Consider the following 11,483-nt stretch of genomic DNA (forward strand, 5'->3'; position numbering starts at 1 on the left):
TGACGGGCCGGATCAGCCGGCGGCCCTGTCGCCGGTGATCTCCCGGTCGAAATGGGCGCGCACGGCGGCCTGGCAGGTCTGCAACATATGGCTGATGGCCTCGGCATCGGCGGTATCGTCGAGCCCGGCCGCGCGGGCCAGGGCCGAAATCAACCCCGGCGGCGCAGCTTTCGGATCGAAGCGTCCGGTGACCGTCAGGCGCAGCAGGCCCAGCATCCGGCGCTGCAGGCGGACAGCACCTGCGAGCATGGCGCCATCGGCCATCAATCCCACAGCGGCGGCACGTTCCAGCACCAGGGCGGTATCACGCAGCAGCAGATCAGGATGATCGGCACCATGGATCAGTTGCAGATGCTGGGCCAGGAATTCCAGGTCGACCAGACCGCCGCGGACATGTTTGACCGACCAGCAGTCATTGGTGCCATGTTCCTGCGCGATCCGCCGGCGCATGTCCGCGACCTCGGCCGTCACCTTGTCGGCGTCGCGCGGCCGCACCAGAACCTCATGGATGATCGCGTCCAGCGCGTTCTTCAATTCGGGTGTGTCTGCGGCAATCACCCGCGCACGGGTCAGGGCCATATGCTCCCAGGTCCAGGCATCCTCGTGGTGATAGCGGCCAAAGGCATCCAGACGGGTGGCCACCGGCCCCGACGATCCGGCCGGCCGCAGACGGGTGTCGATCTCGTAGAGGCGGCCCTCGCCGGTCAGCGCCGAAATGGCCGAGATGAAACGCTGGGCCAGGCGGGCATAGTAATGGGATGGCCCAAGCGGCCGGCCGCCATCGGATGCGGCATCATCGGCGTCATAGATGATCACCAGGTCCAGATCGCTGTCGATCGACATTTCGGCCGAGCCAAGGCGCCCCTGGGCCACCACCGCCATGCGGCCGCCTGGTACATGGCCGTGAGCCTGGACGAATTCGGCCTGCACCCGTGGCAGCAATGCGGTGATGACAGCATCGGCGATGGCGGTCAGCACCGGGGCCGCGGCATCGGCATCGGTCAGGCCGCGCAGGATGTGCACGCCCACCTGGAATTTGCGCTCCCCTGCCCAGCGGCGGGCCAGATCGAGGGTGTCTTCATAATCGCGCGCGCGGCTCAGCACCCGTTCCAGATCGGCCGCCAGATCCTCAGGCGCACCAAGGGTGGTGAAGAAATCCGGGTCGATCACCGCTTCCAGCAGTGACGATCGCCGTGCCAGTTGTTCCGACAGCTTGGGCGCTGTCCCCATCACTTCGGCCACCAGGGCCAGCAGGTCCGGATTGCTGTGGAACAGCGCGAAGATCTGCACGCCGGCCGGAAGCTCGCCGAGGAAGCTGTCGAAGCGCAGGAAGGCGGCATCCGGGTCGCCGGTGCCGCCCAGACGCGACAGCAGTTCCGGCATGATCTCGGTCAAGATCTGTCGCGACCGGCCGCTGCGGGTGGCGCGCACCCGGCCACGATGCCAGTCGCGCACCCGTGCCACCAGGCGCGACGGTTCGCGGAAGCCCAGCCGTTCCAGGGTCGCGATGGTGTCGGGGTCGTCCTCGGTGCCGGTGAACACCAGATTGCCTTCGGCCGTGCCAAGGCCGGGGGCGTCGTCGAACAGCTCGGCATAGCTCCGCTCGACGCCCTTCAAGGTCTCGATCAGCGTCTCTTTGAAGGCTTGTGTGGTCTCGAAGCCCGAAAACGCCGCGATCCGGTCGAGCGCCGCCTCGTCCTTGGGCAGGCTGTGGGTCTGGGCGTCGTCGACCATCTGCAGGCGGTGCTCGATGGTGCGCAGCAGGCGATAGGCGTCCTTCAGCCGGGCGGCGGTCTCGACCTCGACGCGATGTTCGGCCACAAGGGCATCCAGGGCGGCGGCGGTACCGCGGGTGCGCAGATCGGGGGTGCGGCCGCCGAAGATCAGTTGCTGGGTCTGACAGAAGAATTCGATCTCGCGGATACCGCCACGGCCGAGTTTCAGATTGTGGCCGGGAAGATCCAGCCCGTCACCCGACCTGTGGGCGTTGATCTGGCGTTTGATCGAATGGATATCGGCGATGGCATAGAAATCGAGGCTCTTGCGCCAGACGAACGGCGTCAGGCGGGTGAGGAAGTCGTTACCGGCATCATGATCGCCAGCCACGACCCGTGCCTTGATCATGGCCGCGCGTTCCCAGTTCTGGCCGACGCTTTCATAATAAGTCTCTGCCGCCTCGGCGGAAAGGGCAAGCGGGGTGGAGGCCGGATCGGGGCGCAGACGCAGATCGGTGCGATAGACATAGCCGTCGGCGGTGCGTGCCTCCATGATCTTGACCAGATCCCGGCCGATGCGGCTGAACATCGGCTGGGGCGGGCGATCATCGGCCATCGGCACCCGTTCGGCGTCGAACAGCAGGATCAGATCGATGTCGGAGGAATAGTTCAGTTCGCAGGCGCCAAGCTTGCCCATGCCAAGTGCAAACAGCCCGCTTTCCGGGCCCGGATCATCGCGATCACGAAGCGTGATCTCGCCGCGTCGGGCCGCATCGCGCAGCAGATGGGCAACGGCCGCTTCCAGTGCCAGTTCCGCCGTATCGCTCACCGCCGCCGTTACCGCCTCCAGCGGCCAGACACCCGCCAGATCCGCCACGGCGGCGACCAGGGCCGCGCGCCGCTTCAGGCGCCGAAGGCCGGCCATCACCTGAGCTTCGGTGCCGCCCTGACCGCGCAGGTCGATGAAACCCGTGCGGATCTCGTCGAAAGCCGCATCCGGTCCGCGGGCGGCGATGCGGGCAAGGGTGGCGGTCTCGATCGCAGCCAATTGCGCCAGATAGGGGCTGCCGCACACCATGCCGTCAATCAGCCGCCGGCCGGCGTCGATGTCGATCAGCGATCGCAGGGCGGCGGCATCGGCGGCTGTCGCCTCGTCGCCATCCAGTCCGGCCAGACGGTCGAGCACGCGTTCCCGCGCGATGGTGGCGCGTGCGGGGTCAACCGGCAATGGCAGGCGATGGCCGGACACGGTCGGGAATGCCATGTCGGCCAGTGGCATCATCTCGTGATTGCGGGGACGGTTTGGCTGGTGATCGGTCGGGCGGGGCATGCGCGGCGCTTCCGGGGGCGATGAAACTGGCTGACACGTAATGGACACGCAAGGTACGGGTGCCAGACTGGGCCTGACACGGTCTTGGCTCTTCGCCCCGCTGTCATTACCTGCTAGACACCGGACCATAACCGGGGCTCGCTCGCAAGGACAGTGCCGCATGATCGTCCGGATCTCGACATGGGTTGCCCGCCTGTTCATCGCGGGTCTTCTCGTCGTGGTTGTGGCATTGGTTCTGGGTGGGCTGCGGCTGGCGGCGGGTCCGGTCGATCTCGGCCCCGCCGGCCCCTGGATCGCCGATCGGCTGGAACTGGCCGAGGGCCGGTTCCGACTGGATGCCGGCGACGCACGGCTGTCGCTGGACGCGGCGACCAGTTCGCTGACGCTGGCCGTGGACGATGTCGCGATCGTCGACCGGTTCGGCCAACCGGTGCTGCGCCTGCCGGGCCTGCGGATCGGCCTGTCGATCGGCGATCTGGTGGCACAGCGCATCACACCCACCACTCTGGAACTGACCGGTCTGGAAGTCGCCGTCCAGCGCGATACGTCGGGCGAGGTCTCGCTGGCCCTGCTGGACGCAAGCCCCCTCGACCGGGTGAGTGGGCCCGAAGACGGGCTGCCGATCGATCGTCTGCTGCCGCTGTTCGAACCCGGCGGGGCGCCGCCCGAACCGGTGCGCCCCGATCCGGATCTGCGGGCGCCCGACCCCGCGGCGCCACCGGTGCCGGCCAGCCCGCCATCGGATTACGAGCGGCTGCGGCAATGGCTGGATGGCATCACCGACCCCGGTGCCTGGGCGCTGGATGTATCGCAGGTTGTCCTGGTGCGGGTGACGGCGGTCCGGATCGGCTATCAGGATGCCGGTCTCGGTATGTCCGGGCAGGTCAGCGGCCGTGATCTGCGCCTGACCCGGGATGGTGAGCGGGTGAAGGTGGCCGTGGATCTGAACGGCACATTGTCTGGCGAAACGGTGGGCGCCGCGTTGACCGGGATCATCGAGCCCGAGAACAGGTCGGCCGATCTGTCGCTGGCGGTTCGACCTCTGCGGGTCGATCGGGTGGCGGCGGTGCTGGGCCTGCCTGCACCGTTCGACGGCATCGGCGCCAGTGTCGAGGGCATCATCGACATCGTCATGACCGACCGTCGGGTCGACCGGCTGCACAGCCGGTTGCAGATGTCCGACGGCGTGATCGACTGGCCCGGCTTTCTGGCGCGCCCGATTCCGGTGGCCGATGCCGCTCTGGTCGTCGACGTGACGCAGGATGGCGACCGCGTCGAGATCACCCAGGCCCGGGTCCGGCTGGCCGATGGTGGTGATCTGGGGGGCAGTGTGACCTTCCAGGGCGTAACCGGCGGGGCCGAGACCATGTCGGTGACCGGCGGCCTGATCGGTGGCGGGTTGAAGGTCGACGATATCGACCGCTACTGGCCGCTCGGCTTGCAGGAAAAGGCGCGTGACTGGGTGGTGGCACAGGTCCATGGCGGGCGGGTCGACGGCCTGTCGGTCGCGATCGACATCCGCCCCGGCATGCTGGGCGAGGAGGGGCGTCTGGCGCGGCAGGCGGTGCAGGGCGAGTTCGCCTTCACAGGGATCGCCGTCGACTATCAGCCGCCCTTGCCACCGGTCCGGAATCTGACCGGTACCGGCAGCTTCGATCTGCGCGGCATGCGCTATCTTCTGGACCCCGGCGGCAAGGCCGGGGAGACCGGTCTGGCTCTGGGCCGGGCGCGCGTTGCCATCGAGGGTTTCGGCGTCAAGGGCGTGCCGACACGGGTGACGGTCGCGGTGCCGGTGACGGGGCCGGTCGGCGACGTGCTCGATGTTCTGGCCCTGCCGCCGATCGAGTTCGTCGATCCGGCGTTCTCGGATCCGGAGGGGTTGGAGGGGCAGGCCGCCATCGATCTGTCCCTGGACCTGCCGATCGGCGTCGACAGCCCTGAGGTGATCTATTCCGCCCGCGGCCGGATCGACAAGCTGGCGGTTCAGGCGGCGGTGCTGGGCCTGGATGTCGAGCAGGGCGCCTTCGCCGTCGCGGTCGACAACCGGTTGGCGCGCCTGAACGGCAAGGCCGTGGTGGGGGGCGCGCCGTTTGATATCGACTGGCGGCAGGCGATTGATCCAACGACCGCCTGGGAACGACGGGTCGATGTCAGCGGCCGGGTCGATGATGCGATGCGGTCGCGCCTGGGGCTGGATCTGGCCCCTTTCCTGACCGGGCCGGTGGGGCTGGATCTGGCGGTGGAATTGCCGCGTGGCCGGCCCGACGAACCGCTCATCGACGTCGATGCCGATCTCACGCCCGCGGCCATGGCGGTCCCCGATCTTGGCTGGCGCAAACCCGCGGGCAGTGCCGGCCGCCTGACCGCCATGGTTCATCCCCATGCGGCGCCGGATGGCGCCGAAGAGGTGATCGACATCAAGGATGCCCGCGTCGATGCCGGCGATCTGGTGGTGACCGGCGACGTTCAGCTTGTCGGCGGCCAGTTGGCGAAAGCCGGGCTGGCCCGGGTCGATATCGGCCGCAGCCGATTGCGGGTCGACTATCAGAACGGCGGCAGCGATCCGGACCGGATCACGATCCGTGGCCGGATGCTTGATGCCGAGCCGCTGATCGACAGCACCGCTGCCCGTGACGCCGATGATGGCGATGCCGGCGACGGCGACACGTCAGAATCGGTGACGGTCGATCTGGCGGTGGACAGTCTGCGGATCGACGACGCCCGCCGCCTTGAAAAGGTCGAGGCCGCCGCGACCACTGTCAATGGCGCGGTGCGCCGTGCCGCCGTTCAGGCGACGCTGCCTGTCGCCCCCGACACCGGCAGTCAGCGCGGCCCCGGCACCGTCCGCGTCACCATCGATCCGGCGGCCGCAGGAGCCCGCAATCTGCGGCTCGACACCGATCGTATGGACGATCTGATGGCCTTCGCCGGTCTGCGCGGCTATATCGCCGGCGGCACGCTGGGCATCACCGGTGTGATCGACGACAGCGCCGAAACCATCCATGTCGCCGGCCGTTTCGAAGGGCGTGACTATCGGCTGATGAATGCGCCGGCCATTGCCCGGGCGTTGGCCACCGCGTCGCCAAGCGGCGTGTCGGACCGTATCGGCGGGCGCGACGGCGTGGCATTGAGCGTGTTGAGCGGTGACTTCGTCTATGATGACGGCGTGATCACGCTGGAGGACAGCCGCGCCCATGGCAGCGAGATCGGCGTGACCGCCAAGGGCCGCATCGATCTCGATCAGAACCGCATCGACCTGGCGGGCACGCTGGTGCCGCTTTACACCATCAACAGCGCGGTCGGCCGGATTCCGCTGATCGGCGATCTTCTGGTGGGTGATGAAGGCAGTGGCGTGTTTGCGGCCACCTATCGTCTGAGGGGGCCCCTCGACGACCCGGAGGTCAGCGTCAATCCGCTGGCGGCATTGGCGCCGGGCTTTTTGCGCAACATCTTCGGCGCCATCGCCGGCGGGCTCGATGGCACCGGGCCCGGCAAGCCGCCAACCGGCACCGATCCCCGGCCCGATTTTCCGCAATAATGCCGTTGGCAGCGGTTCGGCTCAGCCGGCGGTGTCTATCCGCACCACCACCGACATGCCCGGCGCCAGACCGGTTGCCTGCGGCTGGCCGGTGTCGAGTTCAACCCGCACTGGCACGCGCTGCGCCACCTTGGTGAAGTTGCCGGTGGCATTGTCGGGCTTCAGCACGCTGAATTCCGAGCCAGTGGCGGGCGAGACATGTTCGATATGGCCATGCAGGCTGGTGCCGGGCATGGCGTCGACCTCGATGATGGCTGCCTGACCCAGCTTCATGTCGTGGATCTGGCCCTCCTTGAAGTTGGCGATGATCCAGCGCCGCTCGGGCACCACGGCGGCAAGCTGGCTGCCGGGCGAGACATACTGGCCGACCCGCGCCCCGATCTGGCCAAGCTGGCCGGCGACGGGCGCGGTGATCCGGGTATTGTCGAGGTCGATCCGGGCGAGTTGCACGGCGGCCTCGGCATTGGCGACCGCCGCCTCCAGCGACCGCCGGCCGACCAGAACACCCTGGCGGTCCTGCACCGCGACCTCGACCGCCGCTTCCGCGCGGGCCACGGCGGCGCGCGCCTGGGCCAGTGTGGCGCGGGCCTCATCGGCGGCGCTGCGCGTGGCGGCGCCCCGGGTCAGCAGCTTGTCGACCCGCGCGGCATCGGCCGTGGCCCGCACCAATGTGGCGCGCGCGCTCGCCACCTCGGCCTTCGCCGACGTGATCCTGGCATCCGCCGAACGGGCATCCTGTTCGGCGTGATCCAGGTTGGCGCGGCTGCCGGCCAGGGTCGCTTCCGCCTGGGCGAGCTTCTGCGCATAGATGCGATCATCGATCCGCACCAGCAGATCGCCTTCCCGCACATGGTCGAAATCCTGTACCGGAATGCTGGTGATATAGCCCGCGAGTTGCGGGCTGATCATCGTCACCTGGCCGCGAACATAGGCGTTCTCGGTGGTCTCGACCGTGGTCTCGAACGGCGGCAGCCGCCAGGCATACAGCACCAGCAGGGCACCGGCCGCTCCCGCGACCAGGGCGATCAGGGTTTTGGCGGACAACAGCTTGCGCACGGAATTGAGCATGGTCATGGCACCGATACAGACATTACCGCGCAGCCCCGGCCGGCGTGCTCGAAACCGCCAGCCGGATGCGCTGATAAAGGAGATGAAGGACAAGGCCGGCGAGGGCCATGGCGGCAAGCGCCGCGACCATCAGGAAGACATCGTTATAGGCAAGGATCGTCGCCTCGCGGCTCGCCTGTCGCGACAGCAATGCCAGCCCCTCGGCGTCGCGCAATTGTGGATCTGACAGAACCGGCCCATAGGCGCCGGCCAGTTGCCGAACCCGCGCGACGACCACCGGATCGGTCATCACAACGGTCTCCACCAACTGGCTTGAGTGGAATTTTTCGCGCAGCGTGACGACGGTTCCGAACAGCGCCGATCCCATCAGCCCGCCCAGGCTCTGAGTGAACAGGAACATGGCGATGAAACTGGTGATGGTGGTCGGCCCCTGCCTCAACGCGTGGCCCAGCCCCGCGAGCAGCGACGGCGGCAGGAACAGCACGCCACCAAAGGCGATCATCGCCTGGCTCAGATACATCTCGGTCGGGCGGGTCAGGTTGGTGGCATGGGCATCCGTGAAAGCGCCGGCCGCGATCAGGACCAGGGCCAGGGCATGGATCGGCGCGTCGCGGCCGGGCTTCAGCACCATGGCGCAGGTGATACCGCCGCCGATCGAGGACAGCAGGATCACCACCTGCAGGGTCCGGTTCTGTTCATTGAGCAGGCCCAGGGCCTGAAACAGCCCGAAGGCGCCGGAGGTCTGCTCCGACAGCACGATGCGGAACACCAGCAGCACCGCCGCGATATGGAGAATTTCGGGACTGGTCAGCCAGCGGATGTCGATCAGCGGCTGTTCGCGATTGATCTCGATCGCGGCCGCAAGCGCGATGGCCATAGCGGCGAGCGCCAGACAGACACCGATCCAGGGTGCCTCGAACCACCAGTAATAGCGCCCCAGCACCATCACCACCGCCAGCAGCCCAAAGCCGATCGCGACCAGCGGATAGCTGACGAAATCCAGCGGGCGCAGCACCCGGGCGTGGGGAATGGGGGTCAGCGGCAGCAGATGCACCACCGCCAGCGCGATCAGTGCCAGACCGATTTCCAGCACATACAAACCGTGCCAGAGCCCGATATCCAGCAGATCGGGCGAGATGATCCGCGCGACCGGCGCGCCGAGCGTGGTGCAGGTGATCGCCAGGCTCAACCCCCACGACATTTTCAGCGATGCCGGGAAGGCTTCCAGCATGTAGAGGAAACCCAGCGTCGACATGGGCGAGGCGGCGATACCGGCCAGAAACCGCACCACCACGGCGGCATGCAGATCCTGAACGAACAGGTGCAGGCCCGCCACGGTGACGAAGACCCCGAGGCTGATCTCGGCAAACCGCCGGAGCCCGAACTGGGTTCGGATCTTGGTGAGGATGATGGTCAGGCTGACATTCGGCGCCATATAGGCCGCCACCAGCCACATCGCCTCGTTGGTGCTGGCGCCGAGGGCGCCCTGGATCTGCACTGTGTTGGCGGCGATCAGGTTCATGCCCAGCCCCTGGGTGACCCAGAGCAGCAGCGACGCGGCAATGCAGGCGATGGTCCGATGCCAGCGCGGTGCCAGAGCCGGTGCCGGTGTCTCAGCCGGCTCCGATGCCTGACCTTGAGCCTGATCCTGAGTGGGCGTCGTCATGGCCCGGCCTCTCAGAATGCCGTGTCGAGATTATGAATGACCCGGCTCAGCACCCGCATGGCGGCATCCAGTTCGGCATCCTCGATATCGTTCAGCATGGCGGCACGGACCGTTTCGACGATCGTCTCGACCTCGGCGACCTGTGCCCTGGCGGCATCGGTGAGCTTGATCTGCTTCACGCGCCGGTCCTGGCCCGAGGTGCTGCGCGCGATCAGCCCCTGTTTTTCCAGCCCGTCGAGCAGGCGGACCACGGTCGGTCCCTCGATCTCCAGCAGGCCGGCCAGTTCGGTCTGGCTCATGGCCGGGTGATTGGACAGCAGCAACAATGCCCGCGCGCGCGATAAGGTCAGCCCGCGTTTGCGCACCAGTCCGTCGAACACTGTCCGCATCCGGCGGCCCGCGGTGGACAATTCCGTGGCGAAATCGGCCCGCAGCATTTCGGGCGGTCGTGCGGTCGAAGGGGTATCCATAGCGCTCACATAGATAGTACGCTAATTAATGGGGGACCATATTTGATCCTTTCTCCGCCGAAGCGCAAGACCGGAGGGCGGGAGGCAGGCGCATGGCAGCCATCCACAGATGGCGCAAGCCTGATGCGCGACAAACCGCCCGCGCATCCAGGCTGATCGTTGGGCCAGGACGCGCTGGCGGTTGTGATGGGATTGATTGTCCGGTGCCGGGGCGGCGCTGCCGTCAGATCGGCTTCACCAGCGCATGGCGCTTGCGGCCGGCCGACAGCTTGATCTGGCCGCCATCCAGATCGGTCGAGGTGATCGGGCGCTGTTCGTCGTCGATCTTGACGCCGTTCAGCCGTGCGCCGCCACCCTGGATGGCGCGGCGGGCCTCCTTGCGACTGGGAGCGAGGCCGGCGCGGGCCAGCAATTCATAGGCGGCGATGCCGGCATCCAACTCGGCCGCGGGCACCATGATCACCGGCAGGTCTTCACCGGCAGTGCCTTCCTCGAAGGTGCGGCGCGCGGTTTCGGCCGCCGACAGTGCCGCATCCTCGCCATGGGCCATGCGGGTGGCCTCATGGGCCAGGATTTTCTTGGCCTCGTTGATCTCGGCGCCGCCCAGCGCCTCCAGCCGGGCGATCTCGTCCAGCGGCAGTTCGGTGAACAGCTTCAGGAAGCGGCCGACATCGGCATCGGCGGTGTTGCGCCAGAACTGCCAATAATCATAGGGCGACAGCATATCGGCATTCAGCCACATGGCGCCGCCGGCGGTCTTGCCCATCTTCTGGCCCGAGGCGAGCGTGATCAGCGGCGAGGTCAGGCCGAACAGCCCGCGTTCATCCACCCGCCGGCCCAGTTCCACACCATTGATGATGTTGCCCCACTGGTCCGAACCGCCCATCTGCAACAGGCAATTTTGCCGCCGCGACAGTTCCAGAAAGTCATAGGCCTGGAGGATCATGTAGTTGAATTCCAGGAAGGACATCGGCTGCTCGCGTTCCAGCCGCAGCTTGACCGAATCGAAGGTCAGCATCCGGTTGACCGAGAAATGCCGGCCGTAATCGCGCAGGAACGCGATATAGCCCAGACCATCCAGCCAGTCGGCATTGTTGACCAGCCCGGCATCGGTGGTACCGTCGCCGAACGTGATGAACTTGTCGAACACCTGCCGGATGCCGGCCATGTTGTCGGCGATCGCGGCATCGTCCAGCATCTTGCGGGCTTCGTCCCGGCCGGTCGGATCGCCGATCCGGGTGGTGCCGCCGCCCAGCAGCACGATCGGCTTGTGGCCGGTCTTCTGCAGCCAGCGCAGCATCATGATCTGCACCAGACTGCCGACATGCAGGCTGCGTGCGGTGCAGTCGAAGCCGATATAGCCGGCGACCGTGCCCTGGCTCAAGCGCTGGTCCAGCCCCTCCAGGTCGGTCGCCTGGTGGAGATAGCCGCGCTCGACCATTACGCGCACGAACTCGGACACGTAGCGGCGATCGGTCATCGGTGGGGTTCCTCTTGCGGGACGGCGGCCGGCCGTGGATCGTGTCGAGGCCGGCCGGACAGGGTGTACTGGATGGGCTACCGCGCGGGATGTAGCACGAAAGCGGCCGATGCGCCAAGCCGGCGCCGGCCTGACCAGGGCAACGAGTTCAGGTTAACGCGGTGATCGGAATCTCTGGCGCACGATAGTTTGGCGTGATTCAACAGGCTTCCACAG

At 67.1% G+C, this 11,483-nt stretch carries 6 protein-coding genes; 1 reads left to right on the top strand and 5 read right to left on the bottom strand.

Annotated features, from left to right (window positions below):
* Positions 1 to 12: 12 nt before the first annotated feature.
* Complete coding sequence (locus tag IEW15_RS11025; protein WP_229708016.1) at positions 13 to 3,045, bottom strand: bifunctional [glutamine synthetase] adenylyltransferase/[glutamine synthetase]-adenylyl-L-tyrosine phosphorylase; 3,033 nt, start codon at positions 3,043 to 3,045, stop codon at positions 13 to 15.
* A 160-nt stretch (positions 3,046 to 3,205) separates the two neighbouring features.
* On the opposite strand from IEW15_RS11025, the gene IEW15_RS11030 reads away from it, so the two are divergent.
* Positions 3,206 to 6,583, top strand: a complete 3,378-nt coding sequence (locus tag IEW15_RS11030; RefSeq protein ID WP_188577769.1) for a YhdP family protein — start codon at positions 3,206 to 3,208, stop codon at positions 6,581 to 6,583.
* 21 nt (positions 6,584 to 6,604) lie between these two features.
* Here IEW15_RS11030 and IEW15_RS11035 read toward each other — a convergent pair whose 3' ends face one another.
* From IEW15_RS11035 to tyrS, 4 genes are all read right to left on the bottom strand, one after another.
* Positions 6,605 to 7,651: an HlyD family secretion protein gene (locus IEW15_RS11035; RefSeq protein WP_188577772.1), complete on the bottom strand. Its 1,047-nt coding sequence runs from the start codon at positions 7,649 to 7,651 to the stop codon at positions 6,605 to 6,607.
* A gap of 22 nt (positions 7,652 to 7,673) precedes the next feature.
* On the bottom strand, positions 7,674 to 9,317 hold the full coding sequence (locus IEW15_RS11040; protein ID WP_188577774.1) for an efflux MFS transporter permease: 1,644 nt from the start codon (positions 9,315 to 9,317) through the stop codon (positions 7,674 to 7,676).
* An 11-nt stretch (positions 9,318 to 9,328) separates the two neighbouring features.
* Positions 9,329 to 9,787, bottom strand: coding sequence for a MarR family winged helix-turn-helix transcriptional regulator (locus tag IEW15_RS11045; RefSeq protein ID WP_229708017.1), 459 nt, complete (start codon positions 9,785 to 9,787; stop codon positions 9,329 to 9,331).
* 223 nt (positions 9,788 to 10,010) lie between these two features.
* A complete protein-coding gene (tyrS, locus tag IEW15_RS11050; RefSeq protein ID WP_188577776.1) occupies positions 10,011 to 11,267 on the bottom strand; it encodes a tyrosine--tRNA ligase in 1,257 nt (418 codons plus the stop codon).
* Positions 11,268 to 11,483 lie beyond the last annotated feature (216 nt).

This window comes from Tistrella bauzanensis, assembly GCF_014636235.1.
Lineage (GTDB): Bacteria > Pseudomonadota > Alphaproteobacteria > Tistrellales > Tistrellaceae > Tistrella > Tistrella bauzanensis.

What these genes read in the sequence shown, in the direction of transcription:
- tyrS (WP_188577776.1), bottom strand. Translation starts at nt 11,267, where the DNA reads ATGACCGATCGCCGCTACGTGTCCGAGTTCGTGCGCGTAATGGTCGAG.
- IEW15_RS11025 (WP_229708016.1), bottom strand. Translation starts at nt 3,045, where the DNA reads ATGCCCCGCCCGACCGATCACCAGCCAAACCGTCCCCGCAATCACGAG.
- IEW15_RS11040 (WP_188577774.1), bottom strand. Translation starts at nt 9,317, where the DNA reads ATGACGACGCCCACTCAGGATCAGGCTCAAGGTCAGGCATCGGAGCCG.
- IEW15_RS11030 (WP_188577769.1), top strand. Translation starts at nt 3,206, where the DNA reads ATGATCGTCCGGATCTCGACATGGGTTGCCCGCCTGTTCATCGCGGGT.
- IEW15_RS11035 (WP_188577772.1), bottom strand. Translation starts at nt 7,651, where the DNA reads ATGCTCAATTCCGTGCGCAAGCTGTTGTCCGCCAAAACCCTGATCGCC.
- IEW15_RS11045 (WP_229708017.1), bottom strand. Translation starts at nt 9,787, where the DNA reads ATGGATACCCCTTCGACCGCACGACCGCCCGAAATGCTGCGGGCCGAT.